Annotated in this window: 25 protein-coding genes, 1 tRNA gene and 1 pseudogene; 13 read left to right on the forward strand and 14 right to left on the reverse strand. The window is 67.6% G+C overall.

All coding sequences use genetic code 11. The features are described from left to right. Nucleotides 1–560, forward strand: a 560-nt coding sequence (locus RT91_RS08200) for a transposase (protein ID WP_035186700.1), incomplete at its 5' end; no start/stop codon positions are given. 10 nt (nt 561–570) lie between these two features. On the opposite strand, the pseudogene RT91_RS08205 reads toward RT91_RS08200, so the two are convergent. Further along, a pseudogene (locus RT91_RS08205) lies at nt 571–1497 on the reverse strand (M1 family aminopeptidase); the annotation flags it as partial. A 193-nt stretch (nt 1498–1690) separates the two neighbouring features. On the opposite strand from RT91_RS08205, the gene RT91_RS08210 reads away from it, so the two are divergent. Together RT91_RS08210 and RT91_RS08215 are read left to right on the forward strand one after the other, a co-directional pair. Beyond that, nucleotides 1691–2839, forward strand: coding sequence for a GNAT family N-acetyltransferase (locus RT91_RS08210; RefSeq protein ID WP_035186702.1), 1149 nt, complete (start codon nt 1691–1693; stop codon nt 2837–2839). Beyond that, nucleotides 2836–3702, forward strand: a complete 867-nt coding sequence (locus RT91_RS08215; protein ID WP_012039817.1) for a DMT family transporter — start codon at nt 2836–2838, stop codon at nt 3700–3702. The genes RT91_RS08210 and RT91_RS08215 overlap by 4 nt, the downstream gene beginning before the upstream one ends. On the opposite strand, the gene RT91_RS08220 is transcribed toward RT91_RS08215, so the two are convergent. Further along, the gene (locus RT91_RS08220; RefSeq protein WP_012039818.1) at nt 3663–4043 is read right to left on the reverse strand and encodes a CsbD family protein; all 381 of its coding nucleotides are present in this window, start codon (nt 4041–4043) and stop codon (nt 3663–3665) included. The two genes, RT91_RS08215 and RT91_RS08220, sit on opposite strands and share 40 nt — an antisense overlap. Nucleotides 4044–4243: 200 nt before the next feature. Between RT91_RS08220 and RT91_RS08225 the strand changes: the two genes are divergently transcribed. Both RT91_RS08225 and RT91_RS08230 read left to right on the forward strand, forming a co-directional pair. Beyond that, on the forward strand, nt 4244–5857 hold the full coding sequence (locus tag RT91_RS08225; RefSeq protein ID WP_035186705.1) for an APC family permease: 1614 nt from the start codon (nt 4244–4246) through the stop codon (nt 5855–5857). Between the two features lie 90 nt (nt 5858–5947). Beyond that, entirely contained in the window at nt 5948–6565 is a 618-nt protein-coding gene (locus RT91_RS08230) for a pyridoxamine 5'-phosphate oxidase family protein (RefSeq protein WP_035186707.1), read from the forward strand. 9 nt (nt 6566–6574) lie between these two features. On the opposite strand, the gene RT91_RS08235 is transcribed toward RT91_RS08230, so the two are convergent. Then, complete coding sequence (locus RT91_RS08235; protein ID WP_007424431.1) at nt 6575–7174, reverse strand: glutathione S-transferase; 600 nt, start codon at nt 7172–7174, stop codon at nt 6575–6577. Between the two features lie 120 nt (nt 7175–7294). Next, complete coding sequence (locus RT91_RS08240; protein WP_007424432.1) at nt 7295–8356, reverse strand: phosphotransferase; 1062 nt, start codon at nt 8354–8356, stop codon at nt 7295–7297. A 178-nt stretch (nt 8357–8534) separates the two neighbouring features. Between RT91_RS08240 and RT91_RS08245 the strand changes: the two genes are divergently transcribed. The 3 genes from RT91_RS08245 to RT91_RS08255 are packed head-to-tail and all read left to right on the forward strand — an operon-like array spanning nt 8535 to nt 11664. Continuing rightward, nucleotides 8535–9815, forward strand: coding sequence for an acyl-CoA dehydrogenase family protein (locus RT91_RS08245; protein WP_007424433.1), 1281 nt, complete (start codon nt 8535–8537; stop codon nt 9813–9815). Then, on the forward strand, nt 9815–10789 hold the full coding sequence (locus RT91_RS08250; protein WP_035186709.1) for an NADPH:quinone oxidoreductase family protein: 975 nt from the start codon (nt 9815–9817) through the stop codon (nt 10787–10789). The genes RT91_RS08245 and RT91_RS08250 overlap by 1 nt, the downstream gene beginning before the upstream one ends. Beyond that, complete coding sequence (locus tag RT91_RS08255) at nt 10786–11664, forward strand: SDR family oxidoreductase (RefSeq protein WP_012039824.1); 879 nt, start codon at nt 10786–10788, stop codon at nt 11662–11664. Before RT91_RS08250 ends, RT91_RS08255 begins: the two co-directional genes overlap by 4 nt. 7 nt (nt 11665–11671) lie before the next feature. On the opposite strand, the gene thiL is transcribed toward RT91_RS08255, so the two are convergent. The 9 genes from thiL to rpiB are packed head-to-tail and all read right to left on the reverse strand — an operon-like array spanning nt 11672 to nt 18633. Beyond that, complete coding sequence (gene thiL / locus RT91_RS08260) at nt 11672–12610, reverse strand: thiamine-phosphate kinase (RefSeq protein WP_012039825.1); 939 nt, start codon at nt 12608–12610, stop codon at nt 11672–11674. 1 nt (nt 12611) lies between these two features. Beyond that, entirely contained in the window at nt 12612–13109 is a 498-nt protein-coding gene (nusB, locus tag RT91_RS08265; protein WP_007423605.1) for a transcription antitermination factor NusB, read from the reverse strand. After that, nucleotides 13106–13588 carry a 6,7-dimethyl-8-ribityllumazine synthase gene (ribH, locus tag RT91_RS08270; protein ID WP_007423604.1) on the reverse strand — a complete coding sequence of 161 codons (483 nt, stop codon included), beginning with the start codon at nt 13586–13588 and terminating at the stop codon, nt 13106–13108. The genes nusB and ribH overlap by 4 nt, the downstream gene beginning before the upstream one ends. Further along, the gene (ribB, locus tag RT91_RS08275) at nt 13585–14712 is read right to left on the reverse strand and encodes a 3,4-dihydroxy-2-butanone-4-phosphate synthase (RefSeq protein WP_007423603.1); all 1128 of its coding nucleotides are present in this window, start codon (nt 14710–14712) and stop codon (nt 13585–13587) included. Before ribB ends, ribH begins: the two co-directional genes overlap by 4 nt. Further along, complete coding sequence (locus tag RT91_RS08280) at nt 14712–15326, reverse strand: riboflavin synthase (RefSeq protein WP_035186712.1); 615 nt, start codon at nt 15324–15326, stop codon at nt 14712–14714. The genes ribB and RT91_RS08280 overlap by 1 nt, the downstream gene beginning before the upstream one ends. A 3-nt stretch (nt 15327–15329) precedes the next feature. After that, a complete protein-coding gene (gene ribD / locus RT91_RS08285) occupies nt 15330–16421 on the reverse strand; it encodes a bifunctional diaminohydroxyphosphoribosylaminopyrimidine deaminase/5-amino-6-(5-phosphoribosylamino)uracil reductase RibD (RefSeq protein ID WP_035186714.1) in 1092 nt (363 codons plus the stop codon). 2 nt (nt 16422–16423) lie between these two features. Further along, complete coding sequence (gene nrdR, locus RT91_RS08290; protein WP_007423352.1) at nt 16424–16879, reverse strand: transcriptional regulator NrdR; 456 nt, start codon at nt 16877–16879, stop codon at nt 16424–16426. Nucleotides 16880–16885: 6 nt separating this feature from the next. Next, a complete protein-coding gene (gene glyA, locus RT91_RS08295; RefSeq protein WP_007423351.1) occupies nt 16886–18184 on the reverse strand; it encodes a serine hydroxymethyltransferase in 1299 nt (432 codons plus the stop codon). Then, entirely contained in the window at nt 18181–18633 is a 453-nt protein-coding gene (gene rpiB, locus RT91_RS08300) for a ribose 5-phosphate isomerase B (RefSeq protein WP_035186717.1), read from the reverse strand. Before rpiB ends, glyA begins: the two co-directional genes overlap by 4 nt. Nucleotides 18634–18782: 149 nt before the next feature. Here rpiB and RT91_RS08305 point away from each other — a divergent pair. From RT91_RS08305 to RT91_RS08325, 5 genes are all read left to right on the forward strand, one after another. After that, nucleotides 18783–18859 (forward strand) — tRNA-Arg (locus RT91_RS08305). A 26-nt stretch (nt 18860–18885) separates the two neighbouring features. Further along, on the forward strand, nt 18886–19071 hold the full coding sequence (locus RT91_RS08310; RefSeq protein WP_007423349.1) for a Trm112 family protein: 186 nt from the start codon (nt 18886–18888) through the stop codon (nt 19069–19071). Next, nucleotides 19068–19430 (forward strand): gamma-butyrobetaine hydroxylase-like domain-containing protein, encoded by a 363-nt coding sequence (locus RT91_RS08315; RefSeq protein ID WP_007423348.1) that lies wholly within the window; start codon nt 19068–19070, stop codon nt 19428–19430. The genes RT91_RS08310 and RT91_RS08315 overlap by 4 nt, the downstream gene beginning before the upstream one ends. Nucleotides 19431–19577: 147 nt before the next feature. Further along, a complete protein-coding gene (locus tag RT91_RS08320; protein ID WP_007423347.1) occupies nt 19578–20513 on the forward strand; it encodes a tetratricopeptide repeat protein in 936 nt (311 codons plus the stop codon). Between the two features lie 14 nt (nt 20514–20527). Further along, nucleotides 20528–21181, forward strand: coding sequence for an LON peptidase substrate-binding domain-containing protein (locus RT91_RS08325; RefSeq protein ID WP_012039832.1), 654 nt, complete (start codon nt 20528–20530; stop codon nt 21179–21181). A gap of 7 nt (nt 21182–21188) precedes the next feature. Here RT91_RS08325 and RT91_RS08330 read toward each other — a convergent pair whose 3' ends face one another. Next, a complete protein-coding gene (locus RT91_RS08330; RefSeq protein WP_081432887.1) occupies nt 21189–22259 on the reverse strand; it encodes a flagellar biosynthesis protein FlhB in 1071 nt (356 codons plus the stop codon). Between the last annotated feature and the right edge of the window lie 3 nt (nt 22260–22262).

Here is a 22262-nt window from a genome sequence, read left to right on the forward strand (position 1 = left end):
ATCGCCCCGCTATCTGGATCTCCGATCTCTATGGCGCCCAGCGCGGTCATGCCGATGACTGGCAGATTTGCCTCGCCCACCAACTCCGGGACTGCAAATTCGCGATCGAGGCGGGTGATACGATCTTCGCACCCAGAATGAAGGCCCTGCTGCTCCGCGCCGTCGTGCTGGCGCGGCGCCATCGCACGCTCGCGGACGCTACAAGACGCGCCTGGCGGCGGCGCCTCGACCATGATCTCGACGCCGTCATGGCGCTCGCCCCGATCAACCACCACGGCAGACGATTGCGCCGACGATACGGCAAGGTTCGTGATCATCTCTTCACCTTCCTCGACCACCCGGATATCGCCGCGGACAACAACGGCTCCGAGCGCGAACTCCGGCCTACCGCGACATATCGCAAGGTCACCGGAGGGTTCCGATCCAACTGGGGCGCCGATTTCTTCGCCAACGTCCGATCCGTCGTCGGGACCGCCGCGCGGCACGGCCTTGATGCCTACACCGCTATCAAAAACGCCGTCACCGGAGCATCACTGCCCATCGCCCCCCTACCGGGTTGAGCAGATACTATTCATGCGCAATCACCCGGTCGATCCGCTGGTAGTCGGCATCCGTCGCGGTGTCCGGCCGGGCGAGGACGAGGGCGGTGTTGAAGATGTTGAGCCCCTTGTTCTCCATCGCCCCCATGTTGAAGTCGGAGACGGCGGCGATGTTGAAGATGTCGAGGTCGTATTCGAGGCCGAACGCCTCCTCGTCCCAGCGCATCGCCCGCTTGAGGCAGGCCATCGCGTGGTCCACCTTGTCCTCGTCGCCGCGGCGGACATGGATGCCGAGCTGCACCTGCCGCCCCGAGCGGGTGACGAACGCGTCATGCACCGAAACCAGGTCGCCCGCGACCAGCGCGAACAGATAGGACGGCTTGGGGTGCGGGTCCTCCCATTTCGCCCAGTGCCGCCCGTCCGGCAGCGTGCCGCGATCGACCGGATTGCCGTTGGACAGCAGCAGCGGGCAGCGCGCCGGATCGGCGATCAGCGTCGCCGTGTAGCGGGCCATCACGTCTGGCCGGTCGGGGAAGAAGGTGATGCGGCGAAACCCCTCGGCCTCGCACTGGGTGAAGAAATCCCCGCCCGAGACATACAGTCCCGAAAGCTCGGAATTGCGCTCCGGCGCGATGATCACCTCGGTATCGAGGGTGAATTCGTCCGGCACGTCACGAATGACGAGGCCATGCGCGCCGAGCGCGTAGCGGTTGGCGCCGAGCGCCTCGCCATCGAGCAGCACCGATCGCAGGTCGAGTCCCTCGCCGTCGAGTTCCAGCGGCGCATCCGCGATCCCGTGCGCCGCGTTGCGCCGCAGCGTCAGGCTGGCGCGCACCCGTGTCGCCGCCGGATCGAGATCGAAGATGAGATCGACCGTATCGACCAGAAAGGCCGGAGGCCGGTATTCGTCAAGGCGGCGCGGGGCGGCGTCGGGCAGCGGGACGGGGCGTTCGGTCATCGGACTCTCCTTGCAGCGCCGTTTTATGTGCCTCGCCGGCTGTCGGCGCGCAAATCGCCTCACCGCCCCCCGGAATGCCGCGAACGGGACTCCGCCCTGCCCGGCGGATGGTTGCATCCGCAGCATCACCACCTATGATTTCGTCGAAGTTACGCGGGACGCCACGCTCCCTCCCGCATCGCGCACGGGATTCATGAACGGCACCGCAGACGACCTCTCCCTCTCGCTGCACCAGAGCATCCACGAGGTCCCGGCGCCGGACTGGGATGCGCTGGCCGGCGGCAACCCCTTCGTCAGCCACGCCTTCCTCTCGGCCCTGGAAGACAGCGCCTCCGTCGGCGGCGACAGCGGCTGGTATCCCCAGCACGCGGTGCTGCGCGACGGCGCCGGCCGCCTGCTCGGCGCCGCCCCCACCTACGTCAAGGCCCATTCCTACGGCGAATACGTGTTCGATCACGGCTGGGCCAACGCCTTCGAACGCGCCGGCGGGCGCTACTACCCGAAGCTGCAAGTCGCCGCCCCGTTCAGCCCGGTGCCCGGCCCGCGCCTGCTGATGGCCGAAGGCCTGCCCCCGTCGCTGCTCGCCCGCGGCCTGGAGATCGCCGCCGAGCGGCTCGGCTGCTCCTCGGTCCATGCCACCTTCTGCACCGAGGCCGAGTGGCACGCGCTCGGCGAGGCCGGCTGGCTGCGGCGCATGGGCGTGCAATATCACTGGCACAACCGCGGCTATGAAGGGTTCGAGGATTTCCTCGCCGCCCTGTCCTCGCGCAAGCGCAAGGCGATCCGCCGCGAACGGCGCGACGCGCAGGCCGGGCTCGAGATCCGCGCCCTGCGCGGCAGCGAGATGGGGCGGCGCGAATGGGCCGCCTTCTACAACTTCTATCTCTCCACCGTCGACCGCAAATGGGGCGGCGCCTACCTCACCGAGCGCTTCTTCCCCCTGCTCGGCGAGCGCCTCGGCGATGCCGTGGTGATGATGATGGCCTTCCGCGCCGGCCGCCCGATCGCCGGCGCGCTCAACCTGCGCGGCCCGGACGCGCTCTACGGCCGCAACTGGGGGGCGCTGGAAGACGTCCCCTTCCTGCATTTCGAACTCTGCTACTATCAGGCGATCGACTACGCGATCGGCGCCGGCCTCGCCCGCGTCGAGGCCGGTGCGCAGGGCCAGCACAAGATCCAGCGCGGCTACCTGCCGAGCCGCACCTTCTCCGCGCACTGGATCGGCCATCCCGGCCTGAGCGATGCCGTCGCCCGCTTCCTCGAGGCCGAGCGCCCGGCGGTGGAGGAGGAAATGGCGATGCTCGGCGAGCAATCCCCCTATCGCAGCGAAATTTCGCCGTGATCGCCGCCTATGCGGCGCTGGCCGCCTCGATGGTGATCGTCGGCGGCAATGTCGTCCTGCTCAAGCTGCTGGCCGCGCACCTGCCGACCTTCCCGTTGCTGTTCATGCGCACCAGTTTCGCCACGCTGTGCCTTGCCCCGCTGGTGGCACCGCGCCTGCCGGCGCCGCGCACGCTGGCCATCCTGTTCATGCAAGCCGCCTGTGGCACCCTGCTGTACAACGGCATGATGGTCGCCGGATTGAAGCTCACCGGCGCGGTGCAGGCGGGACTGGTCCTCGCGAGTCTTCCGGCGGTGATCGCGCTCGGCGCGGCGCTGTTCCTGCGCGAGCACCTGCGGCCGCTGCAATGGGCGGCGGTGGTACTGGCGGGCGTCGGCATCGCCGCCCTCGCGCGCGGCGGCGGCGGTTTCAGCCTGGTGGGTGATGCACTCATCTTCGGCGCGGTGTGCGGCGAGGCCGGATATGCCCTGTTCGCCCGCCGCGCCGCCGGCCTGCTGCCGGTGATGCAGGCGACATTCTGGATGCAAGCCTGCGGCGCCGCGATGACGGCCCCGCTCGCCATCGCCAGTTTCGGACAGGTCCACTTCACCTGGCTGATCGCCGGGCTGTTGCTGGTGAACAGCCTGACCTCAAGCGTGCTGGCCGTGATCCTGTGGTATCACGGAATGCGGCGTGTTCAGGCCGGCATTGCCGGCACGTTCACCGCGCTGCTCCCCGCGACGGCCACCTTGATGGGCGTGCTCGTTCTGGCAGAACCGTTCACCCGGGGCGATGCAATGGGCTTTGCCGCCCTGTTCGTCTCGATGGTGCTGATCCTGCGGCCTCAGCGCCGCCCCCCGTGGAAGAGGAAGGCCAGCGCGTAGCCGAGCGTCGCGGCGCCGAACAGGGCGAGAACGGGCTGTTCGCGCACGAAGTCCGCCACCCATGCCGCGCCGTCACTCGCCGGCGCCGCCGCCCGATCCTCCGGCGCCCGGCCGGCACCTCCCGCCACCGAGTCACGCACGGACTCGAAAGCGGCCCCTGCCGTATGGCTTGCCGAGCGCGCGGCATCCTTGGCCGCGCCAAAGAGCTTCTGCGCTTCGCCCGCGGCCTGGTGGCGCATTCCTTCCCGCTGCAAATCCTCGTCGCCGGTCGCCTCGCCAAGAGCTTCCTCGGCCTTGCCTGCAAAAGCGCGGGCTCCACCTTCGATCTCATCCTTGTCCATCGGGTTTTCCTCCTTCGGCATGTCGGATCAGAACTCGGGAGATGGGGGCCGAAGCCATCCCGGACAAGCCGGTGTATCTCGCCTTTCCTGATCGTCTAGGTTGTAAAGCCTGATTTTGTCATGGCAGCTTCACGGAAAGGTTTCCTCAGATCAAAAACCGGATTAGGGTTTTGACATAAACTCTAATGGGGGCACGTATAATGGCTGAAGGAACCGGAGTTAAACTCAAGCGCGACGCAGGCGTGATCGGCCTGCTGTTCGCAAGTCTGGGAGGTATCATCGGATCGGGCTGGCTGCTGGGCCCGTTGAACGCGGCAAAGATTGCCGGTCCGTCGGCGATCATCGCATGGGCCATCGGCGGCTTTGCCGTTCTCTTGCTGTCTTTTGTCTATGCCGAGCTGGCGACCGCATTTCCACGGGCCGGCGCGGTGATCGCATTCCCGAAACTGTCCCACGGCAATCTGATGGCCACGGTGCTCAGCTTCGTGGTGTTCCTGGGATACGCCTCTGTCGCGCCGGCGGAAGCGTCCGCCGTGATCACGTACGGCAGCAACTACGTTTCGGGTCTCATCGACAAGGCTGGCGTGCTGACCAGCGAAGGCTTCATTGCCTCGGCCGTGCTCCTCGCCATCTTCGCGATCATCAACACCCTGGCCATCCGCATTGTGCTTGCCATCAACAGCGCGCTGACCTGGTGGAAACTCGCCATTCCGGTGCTCACGATCCTTGTTTTCGTCATCGTGGGGTTCCACGGCGCGAATTTCAGGTCTCATGGCTTTGCTCCTGGCGGCGCCTCCGGCATATTCTCGGCGGTCGCAACGTCGGGCATCGTCTTCTCCTATCTGGGCTTCCGCCAGGCCGTCGAACTCGCTGGCGAATCAAGCAATCCGCGCCGAAACCTCCCGATCGCGATCGTCGGGTCGGTCGTCATCGGCCTCGTCATCTACATGGGCCTGCAAATCGCGTTCATCGGCGCGCTCAACCCCAGCGATATCGCGAATGGCTGGGCCAAGGTCACCTTCAAGGGGGCGTTCGGTCCGTTCGCCGGCCTGGCGTCGTTGATCGGCATGGGCTGGCTGGCGGTTCTCCTCTACATCGACGCATTCATCTCGCCGTCCGGGACGGGTATCATCTATTTCACCACCACGTCCCGCGTGCTTTATGCGACCGGCAAGGAAGGATTGCTGGGCGGCAACACGTTTGCGCGGCTCTCTGTCGCCGGCGTGCCGATTGTCGGGGTGATCGTGTCTTTCCTGGTCGGCCTGCTGTTTCTTGTTCCGTTCCCGTCGTGGCAGGGCATCGTCACGTTCATCTCCTCGGCAACCGTGCTGTCGTATGGCACGGGCCCCGTCGTGCTCATGACGCTGCGCAAGACCATGCCGGTCGACAAGTACAAGCGCCCCTACCTGCTTTCCGGCGGCATGCTGATTTCCGCGGTGGCCTTCATCATCTCGAACTTCATCATCTTCTGGAGCGGCTCCTCGACGGACACCTTCCTGTTCGAGCTCATCCTGGCGTTCACGGTGATCTATGTCGGCTATGAGGCGATTGCCGGCGTCGGGTTGAGCAATCTCCACTGGAGCGGCGCGTGGTGGCTTGCGCCGTATTTCTTCGGCATGTGGCTGATCACCTATCTCGGGCCGAAGGGCCTCACCGGCGGAACCGGAGCGCTCGGACAGGTTGCGGCCTCGGTCATCCTGATCGTCTTCAGCCTTGTCATCCTCGTCATCGCCATGAATTCGGGCATTCCCGACCCGGAAGAGGCGAAAGCCACGATCCTCGCCGGCGAACCGGAAATGTTCGGGGCCGAGTAAGGGCAATCGGCGGCGGGCGGATGGCCTCCGCCCGCCTTCCTGTTCCGGGGTGGGGTTTTCAACCGGCTGAAGCGGACCAGATCTCCGCCCATGACCGGATCGAACACCCCACCCCTTCCATTTCAGGACGAAGATCCCGCCCATCATCCGGCAGCGGACTTCATCTCTGCCGCGCTGGCCCGCCTTGCCAGCGGCGCGCGCGGCCGGCGCAGCGATTTCCATGTCATCGGCATTGCGACGCTGGGTGCCGATGGCGCGCCGCGCCTGCGCTCCGTCGTGCTGCGCAGCTTCGAGCCACACGGCGTCCGGCTCACCTTCCACACCGACTCGCGATCCGCGAAGTTCGCCGAACTCTCCCGTGACCGGCGCGCCGCCATCCTCGCCTACGATGCCGGAGCGAAGCTGCAGATCCGGATCGAGGGGCAGGTCGACCTGCACAGCGACGATGCGGACAGCGCTGCGGTCTGGCGCGGCCTGCCGGATGGCGCCCGTCAAATCTACCGCGGCGCGCGAGCGCCGGGCATGCGGGCCGAACCGCGCGTGCTCGATGAAACGGTCGGCGAGGACGAAGCCGAGCGGCACTTCACCGTCTGCCGCCTCACCGCATCGATGATCGACGTGCTGTATCTGCGCGCCGCCGGCCATCGCCGCGCCATCGGCGTGACGGACGGCGCGGGCGGGCTGGCGGCGCACTGGGTCGCCGCCTGACCGGTTCGCTCAGGCCGCCGGCGGCTCGGTCCGGGCGATGGCCGGTTCCTTGCCGAAGGCGGCGAACCAGGCGGCGAGGCCTGGGCAGGACTTCCGCCACTCCCGTGCCGCGAAACGGAAATCAAGATAACCAAGCGCGCAGGCCACCGCGATCGACCCGATATCGAGCATCCGGCCCGGCGGATCCTGTTCGAGCATCGCAAGGGTCCGGTCGATGGCGTGCATCTGCCGCTCGATGAAGGCCTCGCGCGCGGCTTCCCTCGGCTTCATGCTCTCCATCCGGGCGCCGACCGCGGCATCGAGAATGCCGTCGCCCATCGCCTGGTAGCGCAGCGCCACCCATCTGGCCGACCCGCTGGCAGGAAACAGCGGCAGCGCATCGCCGATCTGGTCGAGGTATTCGCAGATCACCCTGCTGTCGAAGAGGGCCACGCCCTCGTCATTGACCAGGCAGGGCACCTTGGAGAGCGGATTGTTCGCGATCAGCGCCGCGGGGCTTTCGTGCGGATTGGTCGGGATCAGTTCGATCCTCCGGTCGATGTCGCGGGCAATCGCGCAGGCCATCACCTTGCGGACATACGGGCTGGTCGGGGAGTGGAAGAGCTTCATGCGTCGGAACCTTTCCTGGGCGGAGCCATCATGAAATCGGCGCGCAGGCGCCGTTGCCACCGAGGCGGATAGCGCCCCCGCGCGCGGGGAGGCAAGCGCCGGAGACGGGCACGCCCCGCTTCAATCCCCGCGCACGATGTTCCAGCCGGTCTTGGCGACCTGCAGGAACACGTCATGCATGCGATGCGCACGCTGGTCGGCCGCGTTGCCGGCCAGCGCGCGGGCATAGACGCCCTCGACAATGGCCGCCGAGCGGAACAGCGAGAAGCCCATGAAGAACCGCCAGTTGTCGATCCGCTCGCGCCCCGTCCGCCGGCAATACAGCTCCAGCGCCTCGGCCTCGCTCATCAGGCCGAGTTCCGCGAGATCCACCCCCTGGTAGCCCGCCATCGCCGGGCCGGAGCCGGGCGGCAGATGATAGGACATGCAGCAATACGCGAGATCCGCGAGCGGGTGGCCGATGGTCGAAAGCTCCCAGTCCAGCACGGCGACGATCCGCGGCTCGGTCGGGTGGATCATCATGTTGCCGAGCCGGAAGTCGCCATGCACGATCGCACTCTCGTCGCGCTCGGGAATGTTGGCGCGCAGCCAGGCGATCAGGTCGGTCATCGGCGCGAAGTCCTCGGTCTTCGAGGCTTCGTACTGCTTCGTCCAGCGCTCGATCTGGCGGGCGACATAGTGGTCCGGCCGGCCGAAGCCGGTCAGGCCCACCGCGTTGTAGTCGACCTTGTGCAGCGCCGCGATGGTCTCGAAGATCTGCCGATGGATGGCGCCGCGCTCCTCCGGCGCAAGCCCGGGCATCATCACGTCGTGAAACACCCGGCCCGCCACGTGACCCATCACGTAGAACTCGGTGCCGATCACCGCGGCATCGGTGCAGTAATGCAGCATCGGCGCCACCGGCACGTCGGTCGCGGCCAGCGCGCTCTGGATGCGGAATTCGCGGTCGATCTGGTGCGCCGAGGGCAGCAGGGTTCCCGGCGGCTTCTTGCGCAGCACATAGTTCCGGGCCGCCGTCTCGATCAGGTAGGTCGGGTTCGACTGCCCGCCCTGGAACTGGCGGATCGTCGCCGGTTCCGCGAAACCCTCGACATGGCCGGCCAGGTAGGCGAACAGCCTCGCCTCATCGAGCCTGTGCTGTGGCAGCATCTCGACAAGTCGCGGCTGGCTTTCCGTGCTCATCCGGTTCCCTCCTCCCGATCGCGCCGGAAAATCGGGGGCAGGCGGCGCGCTGTCAAGCGTCATTGCCCCAGCCGTATCGAGCCTGCCGCTTGGGGGACTTGCATAACCCGCGCGCACCTCGCACAGTTGGGTCAAACAGACGGCTCAGCAGAATCAGAACAGCGAGGAATATGCTACCATGGAGTTCCGTTATTCCGCCAAGACCGAGGCGCTGCGCCAGCGCGTTGCCGACTTCATGGCCGAGCACATCTATCCGAACGAACAGGCGCTGTTCCACACCGCCCACACCCAGGCCAACCAGTGGAAGCCGCTGGAGCTGCTGCAGGAGATCAAGCAGAAGGCGAAGGCGGCGGGGCTGTGGAACCTGTTCCTCCCCGAATCCGAGCATGGCGCCGGGCTGACCAACGTCGAATACGCGCCGCTCGCCGAAATCATGGGCCGCTCGCCCTTCGGCCCGGAAGCCTTCAACTGCTCCGCCCCCGATACCGGCAACATGGAAGTGCTGACCCGCTACGGAACACCGGAGCAAAAGGAAGCCTGGCTGAAGCCGCTGCTCGCCGGCGAGATCCGTTCCGCCTTCGCGATGACCGAGCCGCGCGTCGCCTCCTCGGATGCGAAGAACATCGAGACCTCGATCCGCCGCGAGGGCGACGAATACGTCATCGACGGCCATAAGTGGTGGACCTCCGGCGCGCCCGACCCGCGCTGCCGCATCCTCATCGTGATGGGCCAGTCCGACCCCGAGAACCCCGACCCCTACAAGCGCCAGTCGATGATCCTGGTGCCCTTCCCGCATCCGGGTGTGACGATGAAGCGCGCCCTGCCGGTGTTCGGCGATGTGGATGCCCCGCACGGCCATGCCGAGATGATCTTCGACAAGGTGCGGGTGCCGGCCGCCAACATGCTGCTCGGCGAGGGCCGCGGCTTCGAGATCGCCCAGGGCCGGCTCGGGCCGGGACGCATCCATCACTGCATGCGCTCGATCGGGGTGGCCGAGCGGGCGCTGGAGCGCATGGTCCGCCGGCTCGAAAGCCGCACCGCCTTCGGCAAGCCGGTCATCGAGCAGAGCGTCTGGCGCGAGCGCATCGCCGAAAGCCGCATCATGATCGACCAGGCCCGCCTGCTCACCCTCAAGGCCGCGCACATGATGGACACGGTGGGCAACAAGGAAGCCCGCGCCGAGATCGCGATGATCAAGGTCGTCGCCCCCAACGTCGCCTGCAAGGTGGTCGACTGGGCGATCCAGGCCTTCGGCGGCGGCGGCGTCGCCGATACCTGGCTCTCCTCGGCCTATGCGCACCAGCGCACGCTGCGTCTGGCCGACGGGCCGGACGAAGTGCATCGCGACCAGCTCGCCCGGCTTGAACACCGGCGCTACCGCAACACCGATCCGGCACGCACGGGCGGCTATCCGAATGTGCTGATCGCGGACGGGCTGTCCGAGCCGGGCCAGGCCTGATGCGCGCGATCCGCTGCGAGGAATGGGGCGGGCCGGAGACGCTGCGCCTGCGCGACATCCCCGATCCCGTCCCGCAGAAAGGCGAGGTGCTGATCCGGATTCACGCCGCCGGGGTGAATTTCCCCGACGTGCTGATCATCCAGAAAAAGTACCAGGTGCAGCCCGAACTGCCCTTCACCCCCGGCGCCGAAATCGCCGGGGAGATCGAGGCGGTCGGCGAGGGCGTCACCGGCTACAAGCCTGGTGACCGCGTGCTCGCCCTCTGCTCGACCGGCGGATTTGCGGAAAGGATCGCGCTCGACGCGCATCGCTGCGTGCCCATACCGGACAGCGTTTCGTTCGAGGTCGCCGCCGGGCTGATGCTCGCCTTCGGCACTTCGCACCACGCCGTCGTCGACCGCGGGGAACTCAAGCCCGGCGAGACGATCCTGGTGCTGGGTGCCGCCGGCGGCGTCGGCCTTGCCGCGGTGGATATCGCCAAGGCCAAGGGTGCCAGGGTGATCGCCGCCGCCTCGTCCGAGGAAAAGCTCGAGATCTGCCGCGCGCATGGCGCCGACGCCACGATCAATTACGGCACCGGGGACCTGCGGGCCGCGATCCGCGAACACACCGGCGGCAAGGGACCGGACGTCATCTTCGATCCCGTGGGCGGGCACCTGGCCGAGCCGGCCTTCCGCTCGATCGCCTGGCGCGGGCGCTATCTGGTGATCGGCTTCGCCGAAGGCACCATTCCGTCCCTGCCGCTCAACCTGCCGCTGCTCAAGGGCGCGTCGCTGGTCGGCGTGTTCTGGGGCGAGTTCGCCCGCCGCGAGCCGAAGAACCAGATCCGGATGATGGAAGACCTGTTCGCCATGCTGGCGCGCGGCGAAATCCGCCCGCTCGTGTCGAAAACCTACAGCCTCGACCAGACGGACGAGGCGCTGCGGGACATGGCGGCACGCCGCGTCACCGGAAAGATCGTGATCCTGCCATGAAAGAGTTCAGCAACCGGGTTGCCGTCATCACCGGCGCGGGCAGCGGCTTCGGCCGCGAATTCGCCCGCATCGCCGCCGCCCGCGGCATGCGCCTCGCCCTCGCCGACATCCAGCCCGACGCGCTGGAGGCCATCGCCGCCGAACTGCGCGCGGCCGGCGCCGAGGTGCTGGCCGAACGCGTCGATGTCAGCAACGCCGAAGCGATGGAGCGGTTCGCGGATGCGGTGTTCGCGCAGTACGGCAACGCCCATCTGCTCTTCAACAATGCCGGCGTCGGCGGCGGCGGGCTGCTCTGGGAGCACTCGGTGCGCGACTGGCAATGGGTGCTCGGCGTCAACCTCTGGGGCGTGATCCACGGCGTGCGCTGCTTCGTCCCGCGCATGATCGCCAACGGCGACGAGGGCCACATCGTCAACACCGCCTCGGTCGCCGGGCTGATCTCGGCACAGACCATGGGCGTCTATAACGTCTCCAAACACGGTGTCGTCACGCTGTCGGAAACGCTGTTCCAGGATCTGCGGATTTCCGGATCGATCCTCGGCGTGACCGTGCTCTGCCCCGCCTTCGTCGATACCGGCATCAAGGATGCGGCGCGCAATCGCCCGGCCGAACTCGCCAACGACGCGCCGCCGACGGCCAGCCAGCGCCTGGCCGAGGAGCAGACCCGCAAGGCGGTCACCTCGGGGCGGATCGGCGCGCCGGAGGTTGCGGCCAGAACCTTCGAATGCATCGAAGAGGGACGCTTCTACTGCCTGACGCATCCGAAGATTCTCGGCGCGGTCGAACTGCGGATGCAGGATCTCCTGAACCAGCGCGACCCGAGCGACCCGTTCTCGCTCAAGCGGGAGGTCGCCTTCAAGGCGCCGCAGAACTGACGCTTCGTCAGAAATGTTGCCAGCCGGTTCGCGCCAGCGTGACCGGCCGGCCATCCTTGTCCACCGCCGTCACCGCGGGCGCCCCCGCCACGAAATGGCCGATCCGCGTGAGCGGCGTGCCGGCGCAGGCCTGCCGCAACTCGTGGTCCGATCCGGCCGGGGCGGCGATCAGCAATTCGTAATCGTCGCCGCCGGTGAGGATCGTCTCCCGCCAGGCGGGTCCTGCCGCCCGCGCCGCCGGCGAGAGCGGAACGCGGTCCGCCTCGATCACCGCGCCGCAGCCCGATGCTCGGCACACATGGCCGAGATCCTGCACCAGCCCGTCGGAGACATCGATCGCGGCATGCACGAGACCCGCGAGCGCTAGGCCGATGCGGGGCTCGGGCAGCAGGCGGCGCGCGCGGAACTGGCCGGTCGGATCGGCGATCTCGCCGCGCGCGGCATGCAGCCCGAGCGCCGCATCGCCGATCGTGCCGGTGACGTAGAGCGCGTCGCCCGCAACCGCCCCACCGCGCCGCAGCGCCGCCCCGGGTTCGACACTGCCGATCATGGTGATCGACGTCATCACCGGACCGGGCGTGGACGAGCTGTCGCCCCCCCAGAGCGGCAGGCCGAACCGTGCCTGGTCGGCGGCAAGGCCTTCGGCAAACGCCGAAAGCCAGGTCTCGGGCGTGTCGGCGCGCAAGGCGGTCGTAAGCAGGTATCCCTCCGCCCGCGCGCCCATGGCGGCGAGATCGGAAAGATTCCGGCGCATCAGCTTGCGGGCGACCAGATCGGCGGGATCATCCGGCAGGAAGTGCACGCCCTCGATCATCTGATCCACCGTCAGCACGGCCTGGCGCCCGGCCGGCGGCGTCCAGAGCGCGGCATCGTCGGCCAGGCCGAGCGCTTCCGCCGAGGCGAGCGGCGCGAAATACCGGGCGATGCGGCCGAACTCGCCGCTCACTTCATGCCCTGACGGGGTCGGTGAACTCGCCTTCGCGCAGCGTGCGGGCAATCCGGTCGAGCACGGCGTTGCCCATCTGCACCGCATCGCCTTCGAGGAAGCCGTGCGCCACGTCGAGATATTCGTTGATGACGACCCGCGCCGGCGGCCCGTCGGTCATCCACAGCTCGGCGCCGGCGGCGCGCAGCAGGGCCCGCAGCACCGGATCGAGCCGCGGCATCGGCCAGGCTTCGGGCAGCACGCCGGCGATCAGCGGGTCGACCACGTCCTGCTGCGCCGTCGCGGTGCGGACGATGCGCGAGAACAGCGGCACATCGGGCGGCGGAACCTCGCCTTCCTCGACGCCGAGCATCCCCGCCATCCGCCCGAAACGGTGGCGGACGAACTGGTCGATCACGGTTTCGGCCGTCTCGCCGGCATGCTCGCACTGGTAGAGCGCCTGCACCGCCGCGGCGCGGGCGAGCGTGCGCGGCCGGGCCTTGCTTCCCGCCGGTTTCATGCCGCCCCCAGACGACGCGCGAGCGCGATCTGCCGCAGACAGGCCGATGCCGCCTCGGCCCCCTTGTTCGATCCGGTCTCGGCCGAGCGCGCCTCGGCCTGAGCCAGGGTATCGACGGTCAGCAACGCGGTCCCGAGCGGCGCCGCATAGTCGATCGCCACCTGCATCAGCCCGTTCATCGCCGAATCGCAGATGAAATCGTAATGGTCCGTCTCGCCGCGCACGACGCAGCCGAGCGCCACATAGCCGTCATACCGCGTCCGCCCGCGCAGCGCGATGGCGAGCGCCTGCGGCAGTTCGAACGCGCCGGCGACGTCGACCGTCTCGACCGTCGCATTCGCCCGGCCGAGGAGCAGCACCGCCGCATCCGTCATGCCGTCGACGATCTGCCGGTAATAGGGCGCGCGGATCAGCAGGATGCGCGGCGCCGGGCCGGGCACATCCGGCACCTCGGCTTCAGGGGCATCGGCCGTGCTCATGGCTTCGAAGGCTCCTCGATCGGCAGTTGCTCGACAATGTTGAGCCCGTAGCCTTCCAGCCCGACCACGGCGCGCTTGTGGTTCGAGAGCAGCACCATGTCGCGCACGCCCAGATCCGCGAGGATCTGCGCGCCCACGCCATAGTCGCGCAGCACGGCGCCGGTGCGCGCCCCGCCGACGATCTGCCGCAACCGCGAGGAGACCGCATCGGGCCGCGCCTCGCGGATGAGCACGACGACCCCGCGCCCGGACTGGGCGATCTGCGCCATCGCCCGGCGCAGGTCGCGGATATGGTCGCCGCCCAGAATGTCGTCGATCGTGCTGATCGCGTGCATCCGCACCAGCACGGGCTCGTCGGCGGCAATGTCGCCCTTGATGAGAGCGACGTGCTCGACCTGGTCGATCGTGTTCTCGAAGACGACGCTGCGCCACTGATGCCCCGCGCCATCCGTGATCATTCCATCGCCCGCGCGGCGGACCAGCTTCTCCATCCGCCGGCGATAGGCGATCAGATCGGCGATCGTCCCGAGCTTGAGATTATGGTACTGCGCGAACGAGACGAGGTCCGGCAGCCGCGCCATCGTCCCGTCCTCGTTCATGATCTCGCAGATCACCCCGGCCGGCGTGAGGCCGGCGAGACGGGCAATGTCCACCGCCGCCTCGGTATGGCCGGTGCGCACCAGCGTGCCGCCGTCCCGCGCCATCAGCGGAAAGATGTGGCCGGGCGAGACGATGTCGGCGGCGCCGCATTCGGGATTGATGGCGACCGCGATGGTCCGCGCCCGGTCGGCCGCGGAAATCCCGGTGGTCACCCCCTCGCGCGCCTCGATCGAGACCGTGAAGGCGGTTTCGTGGCGCGACCCGTTCGACTGCGCCATGAGCTTGAGCCCGAGCGTCTCGCAGCGCGCGCGGGTCAGCGCGAGGCAGATCAGCCCCCTCGCGTGCCGGGCCATGAAATTCACGGCGTCGGGCGTCGCGAACTGGGCGGGGATCACGAGGTCGCCCTCGTTTTCCCGGTCCTCGTCATCCACCAGGATGAACATCCGCCCGGCGCGCGCTTCCTCGATGATCTCCTCGGCCGAGGCAAGGTATTGCTGCAGCGATGCGGTCTTGAGCTGATCCATCAGGCTACCTCCGCCAGCCGCGCGACATAGCGGGCCAGCATGTCGATTTCGATATTCACCGCATCGCCGACCGCCAGCGTGGCGAAATTGGTGTGCGTTTCCGTGTGCGGGATGATGTTCACCCCGAATTCAGTGCCGTCAACCTCGTTCACCGTCAGCGAGACACCGTTCACCGCAACGCTGCCCTTCGGCGCGATGAAGCGCGCCAGGTCCCGCGACACCCGGAAACGCCAGCGCGTCGAGCCGCCCTCCGGCCGCATCGACACCACCTCGCCCAGCCCGTCGACATGGCCGGAGACGACATGGCCGCCCAGTTCGTCGCCCATGCGCAGCGCGCGCTCGAGATTGATCCTGGTGCCGGTGCGCCACGCGCCGAGCGTGGTCTTCGACAGCGTCTCGCCGGAAACCTCGACGGCGAACCAGTCCGGCCCGCGCTCGACCACCGTCAGGCAGCACCCCGAACAGGCGATCGAGGCGCCGAGCGCGACCTCGCCGATCCCGGCCCAGTCGGGATTGCCCGCCGGCACGCCGATCACGAGGCGCGTGTCGCTGACGCTGTCCGCCGGGCGCACGTCGCGCACATCGCCAACCCCGGTGATGATCCCGGTGAACATCGTTCAATCCCTCCGATAGCGCGTGCGGATGTCGCCGCCGCAAACCGACGCGTCGATGCGCGTGAAACGCGCCGCCCGGCCCAACTCCTCCACACCGAAGCCGGCCACCGCGCCGATCCCGTCATCGCCGATCACGACCGGGGCGGTGAACCACTCCAGACGGTCCACCAGATCGGCACGGATCAGCGCCGCCGCAAGAGTGCCGCCGCCCTCGGCCAGCACGCGGGTCAGCCCCGCCTCGCCCACCGCCGCGAGCGCCGCCGCAAGGTCGATCCCCACCGGGGCGGCGGGAACCTCGAACAGCCGGGCGCCGAGATCGAGCAGCGCCGCGCGCCGGGCCGGGTCGGCGCCGTCGCGATGCACGATCCAGAGGGGATGGTCCGCGGCCCCTCGCACCAGCCGCCCGTCGAGCGGGATCCGCAAATGCGAATCGACGATCAGGCGGATGACCGGCGTGCTGCGGAAGCCCTCGAGGCGGCAGGTCAGTTCCGGATCATCGGCCAGCACGGTGCCGACGCCGACCATCACGGCGTCATGCGTCCCGCGCAACGCGTGCGCCGCCTGGCGGGCCGCCGCACCGGTGATCCACTGGCTGGCGCCGGTGCGCGTCGCGATCTGCCCGTCGAGCGAGGTCGCGAGCTTCAGCGTCACCAGCGGCCGCCCCTCGCGGATGCGCTTGCAGAACCCCGCATTGATTTCCGCGGCTTCGGCACCGCCAATTCCCTCGACCACCTCGAGTCCCGCCTCGCGCAGGCGGGAGAGGCCCGCGCCGTTGGTCCGCTCGTCCGGGTCGGTCATGGCGACGACGACGCGCGCGATGCCGGCCGCGACCAGCGCATCGGCGCAGGGCGGCGTCCGGCCGTGATGGGCGCAGGGTTCGAGCGTGACATAGGCGGTGGCGCCCCGCGCGGCGTCGCCCGCCGCGGCAAGGGCTTCGGTTTCGGCATGCGGTCGCCCGCCTTGCGCCGTGCGGCCACGCCCGACCACCCGCCCGCCGCGCACGATCACGCAGCCGACGGTCGGATTCGGCGCGGTCTCGCCCAGGCCGCGCCGTGCGAGCGCGAGGGCCGTCCGCATATGCGCGAGATCGTCCATGCCTATTTCGATGGGTCCATCGTACCCAGGAAGGCCTTGAAATCCTTGGCTTCCCGGAAATCGCGATAGACCGAGGCGAAGCGCACATAGGCCACCGCATCGACCTCTTTCAACGTATCCATCACCAGCTCGCCAATCTCGCTGGACGGAATTTCCGCCTCGCCCGAGGCTTCCAGCTTGCGGACGATGCCGTTGACGATCCGCTCGATCCGCTCGTCATCGACGGGTCGCTTGCGCAGCGCGGTGCGGATCGAACGGGCCAGCTTGTCACGATCGAACGCGACCCGCCGCTGATCGGCCTTCACCACGACCAGCTCGCGCAGCTGCACGCGCTCGATCGTGGTGAAACGCTGGCTGCACTGCGGGCAGAAGCGCCGGCGACGGATGGCGGCGCCATCCTCCGTCGGCCGGCTGTCCTTGACCTGGGTATCGGCCTCGCCGCAGAACGGGCAGCGCACGCTTTTTTACCGGTAGATCGGGAACCGGGCGCAGAGCTCCAGCACCTTGGCGCCCACCGCCGCCTCGACGGCGGCGTTGTCACCGTCGTTCGATGCCGAGAGCCCGTCCAGCACCTCGACGATGAAACGGCCGACCATGCGGAACTCGTCGGGCCCGAAACCGCGCGTCGTCGCCGCCGGCGTGCCGAGGCGAATGCCGGAGGTGACCGCCGGCTTCGCCGGGTCGAACGGAATCGCGTTCTTGTTCGCGGTCATGTGGGCGCGCTCGAGCGAGGCTTCCGCCGCCTTGCCGGTCACGTTCTTCGGGCGGAGATCCACCAGCATGAGATGGCAGTCGGTCCCGCCGGTCACGATATCGAGACCGCCCTCGACCAGCGTTTCCGCCAGTACCTTGGCATTGTCGGCCAGCGCCTTCTGGTAGGCACGGAATTCGGGGCGGAGCGCCTCGCCGAAGGCGACCGCCTTCGCCGCGATCACATGCATCAGCGGGCCGCCCTGCAGGCCGGGGAACACCGCCGAGTTGATCTTCTTGCCGAGGTCGAGGTCGTTGGAGAGGATCATGCCGCCGCGCGGGCCGCGCAGGGTCTTGTGCGTCGTCGTGGTAACGACATGCGCGTGGGGCACCGGCGAGGGGAAGATCCCGGCCGCGACGAGCCCGGCGAAATGCGCCATGTCGACCATGAAATAGGCGCCGACCTCGTCCGCCACCTTGCGGATGCGGGCAAAGTCGATGAAGCGCGGATAGGCCGAGCCCCCAGCGATGATCAGTTTCGGCTTGCGCTCGCGCGCGAGGCGCTCCAGCTCCTCGTAATCGAGGGTGCCATCCTCGCGCTTCACGCCATACTGCACGGCGTCGAACCACTTGCCGGACAGGTTCGGCGCCGCCCCATGGGTCAGATGGCCGCCCGCGGCGAGGCTCATGCCCAGAATCGTGTCGCCCGCGTTGAGCAGGGCGAGGAACACCGCCTGGTTGGCCTGCGCGCCCGAATGCGGCTGGACATTGGCGAAGGCGCAGCCGAACAGCTCCTTCGCGCGCGCGATCGCCAGTTCCTCGGCGATATCGACCGCCGCGCAACCGCCATAGTAGCGCTTGCCAGGATAGCCTTCGGCGTATTTGTTGGTCAGCACCGACCCCTGGGCCTCGAGCACGGCGCGGGAGACGATATTCTCGGAGGCGATCAGCTCGATGCCGTCCTGCTGGCGGCCGAGTTCGCGGCCGATCGCCGCCGCGAGATCAGGATCGGTCTCGGCGAGAGGGGCATTGAAGAAGCGCGAGATGTTCGCGATCGGGCTCTGCTGGTTCATGTTTTCGGCTCCGGGGTCAGTTTGGCGAGCCTCTTCTCGTGCCGGCCGCCTTCGAATTCGGTGGTCAGAAACGCATTGAGCGCGTCCAGCGCGACCATTTCGCCGGTCAGCCGGGCACCCAGGGCGAGGATATTGGCATTATTGTGCATGCGCGAAAGGCGCGCCTCGGTTGCATCATGGGCCTGCGCGCAACGAACGCCGGCGTGACGGTTCGCCGCGATCGCCATGCCGATGCCGGAACCGCACACAAGCAGGCCGAAACGGGCCGATCCGGCCTCGATCCGCATGCTCACCTCATGCGCGATATCGGGATAATCCACGCTCGCGGCCGAATTCGTGCCGCAATCGATCACCGCCCAGCCGGCGGCGCGCGCGGCCTCTGCCAGCCGGTCCTTCAATTCGAACCCCGCATGGTCGGCGCCGACCACCAGTGTCATGTTTTCGCTCATGGCGGGGCCTTAGCACGCCCGGCCCTGGCGCGAAACCGGATTTGCGCCAAGCGATGTCGCACTGGCTGGCCGCGAATGGCGTGCATGGGGCACAACCGCGTTATGGGGTTGCGGGATCGCCGCCGATCCGCTAATTCGCCCTCCACGGCGGACCCGTAGCTCAACTGGATAGAGCACCAGACTACGAATCTGGGGGTTAGGAGTTCGAGTCTCTTCGGGTCCGCCAGTCCCCGCCGCAGAGGATGCCCGCCAATGGCCGATCCGGCGCCGATCGACCCCCGCCTTCTGGAAATCCTGGTCTGCCCGCTCACCAAGGGGCCGCTGATCTATGATCGCGAGGCCGGGGAACTGATCAGCACGAAAGCCGGCCTCGCCTTCCCGATCCGGGACGGCATCCCGATCATGCTGGTCGACGAAGCGCGCCAGATCGACCCGTGACCGCGCCCGAACCGACCGAAATCCGCCTGCGCCGGGCCGAGCGGGTGCTCGAGATCACCTTCGCCGATGGCGCTCGCTTCGAGCTTTCGGCCGAATATCTCCGCGTCGAGAGCCCGAGTGCCGAAGTGCAGGGCCACAGCCCTTCAGAGCGGCAACTGGTCGCCGGCAAGAAGGCGGTGGGCATCTCCCGCCTCGAGCCGAACGGCAACTACGCGGTGCGAATCACCTTCGACGACGGGCACTCCACCGGCATCTATTCCTGGGACTATCTTCACAGGCTGGGGCGCGAGCAGGATCAGCGGTGGACCGCTTATCTGAAGGCGCTCGACGCCGCGGGCCTCTCCCGCGATCCCGGCTGATCCCGCGCCGCGCGGACGGCTTGCACACATCCCTTTGGCTCACAAGGCGGCCGCTGATCGCCGGTCCGGGGGCATCCATGCGTCCGACTGGCTTGCGCGGGCGCGGTTGACTATCATCTAGGGAGTCATAGCAACGGATCAGTGACCATGGATCATTTCACCGACTCGGACGCACGGCGCCCAACAGGCGCGGACGCCGCAATCATCGAGGGCAGCCAGACCACGTTCATGGCCGATGTCGTCGAGGCATCGAGAAAGGTCCCGGTTCTGGTCGATTTCTGGGCTACCTGGTGCGGTCCCTGCAAGACGCTGACGCCGACGCTCGAGAAAGTCGTCCGCGCCTATGGCGGCAGGATCAGGCTGGTCAAGATCGACATCGACGAGAACCGCGCGCTCGTTCAGCAGCTTTCGAGCCTCGGGTTGCCGTTGCAGTCGGTGCCGACCGTCGCCGCATTCTGGCAGGGACAGATCGCCGATCTGTTCCAGGGCGCCCTGCCGGAAAGCGAGGTGCGCCGGTTCGTCGACGCGCTGCTCAAGCTGGCCGGCTCCTCGGCACCCTCGGCAGACCTGATCGCTCAGGCCCGCAAGGCGATGGAGGACGATCAGCCGGAGCAGGCCGCCGCCCTGTTCAGCGCCGCGCTCGATGAGGACCAGAACCGCCCCGAGGCCTGGGCCGGCCTCGTGCGGGCGCTTGTCGCCCTCGGCGCGGATGAGAGGGCCGAGGCCATCCTGGCCGAGGTCCCGCAATCCCTCGCCGAGCACGCGGAGATCCAGGCGGCAAAGACGGCGGTTTCCGTCGCCCGCGAAGGCCGCATGGCCGCCCGCCAACTGGCCGAACTCCAGGCCAGGCTTGCCGCGGATCCGAACGACCACGACACCCGGTTCGCTCTCGCTGCCGCCCTCAACGCCACCGGCGACCGCACCGGCGCCGCCGAGGCCCTGCTCGACATCATGCGACGTCAGCGCAACTGGAAGGATGACGCGGCCCGACTTCAGCTTCTCAAGTTCTTCGACGCCTGGGGCGTCGATGACGCCGACACGATGGCCGCCCGGCGCAAACTCTCGGCCCTGCTGTTCAGTTGAGTTCACTCTTCGGCATGTCGGGGACGTCCGCACGGTTCGAGGGCGTCCCGGAGATCTTTCCGATCTTTCCACTGACCGGGGCCGTGCTGTTTCCGGGCGGGCGTCTGCCGCTGAACATTTTCGAGCCGCGCTATCTGGCCATGGTCGACGACGCGATGGCCGCGGGGCGAATGTTCGGCATGATCCAGCCGCTTCCCGACACACCGCGAACCGCGAACGGGCCGGCCATCTATCGCCTCGGCTGCCTCGGCCGCATCACGGCCTTCAGCGAGACGGATGACGGACGCTATCTCATCACCCTGACGGGTCTCGTTCGCTTCGAGGTCGTCGAGGAAGCGGAAATGCGGCGCGGCTACCGCCGGGTGCAGGGCGATGTGTCCGCATTCCGCGACGATTTCGCGATACAGTCGAATGGCGCCATCGGAGCCCCTCCCCTCGTTTCGCGAGAGCTGCTGACCGGCGCGCTACGACGCTATTTCGAAGCGATCGGCGTCGATGCGAACTGGGATGCGATCAATGAAATCTCGGACGATGCGCTGATTGTTACCCTGTGCATGGCGTGCCCGTTCAGCCCGATCGAGAAGCAGACACTTCTCGAAGCCCGGACCGACGCAGAACGTGTGCGATCGTTGCTGGCGATCCTTGAGATCCACTCCCGTCGTTCCTGATCGACGTTCAGATCCGCGACATCTGCCGCTCCGCAAGCTTCCAGATATAGGCGATGATTTCGGCCACCGCCCGGTAATGCTCGGGCAGGATCTCGGTTTCAACATCCTGCTGGAACAGCGCCCTGGCGAGCGGCGGATTTGCCACGATCGGAATGCGGGCCTCGCGCGCAAGATCCCGGATCCGCGCCGCTCGTTCATCTGCGCCCTTGGCGACGATCTTCGGCGCTTCCGCCTGGCCCGCACGGTATTCCAGCGCAACCGCATAATGTGTCGGGTTCGTAATGACGACGGCCGCCCGGGCCATCGCCACGTTGAGGCTTCGTTTGGCAAGGGCACTCCGCGCCGCCTTGATCCGCGCGCGAACGTGGGGATCGCCATCCGTTTCCTTCTGTTCGTCCTTGACTTCCTGCCGTGACATTTTGACTGAAGTCGAAAAGCGGTTGCGCACCAACACGAAGTCGACTGCGCCCGAAACAACCTGAATCATGACGGCCGCAGACAGAATGGCAACGATCGAACCAAAGATCGCCGCAAGAAGCGTCTTTTCCGAACCGAGCAGCATCGCCTCCAGGCCGTGGAGCCTTGCGTCCATGACGACATAAAGCGCTGCACCAATCGCCGCCAACTTGAGGATGGACTGTCCGGAAGCGGCGAGGTTTGGAGTCCCAAACAGTTTGCCGATGCCGGCAAGCGGGTTCAACCTGGCGAAGTTCAGGCCAATCGCCCCCCAGTTCGTCCTGAATCCGGTCTGCAGGAGCGATACGACGATTGCCGATAGTGCAATCGCGCCTGCAAACGGAATGAAAACGCCGAGCGATGCCATTCCAGCCTGCCATAAGGCGCGGCTGAGACCGGCCCCACTGTCGACCGTTGCAGCCCTGGTGAAGGCGCTCGCAAGCGTATTCGCAAGGCGTTCGGCGGAAGACGGCAGCACACCGATCATCACCGCAAGGGCAACACCGAGACTGGCCAGTGTCGCCACTTCCCTGGACGTTCCGGGCCCCTGCTCGTCCAACGCCTTCGCAAGGCGCGTTGGCGTCGCAGCTTCGGTCCGATCTTCCTTGTCTTCAGCCGCTATGAC

This window comes from Acidiphilium sp. JA12-A1, from assembly GCF_000724705.2.
GTDB classification, from domain to species: Bacteria; Pseudomonadota; Alphaproteobacteria; order Acetobacterales; family Acetobacteraceae; genus Acidiphilium; species Acidiphilium multivorum.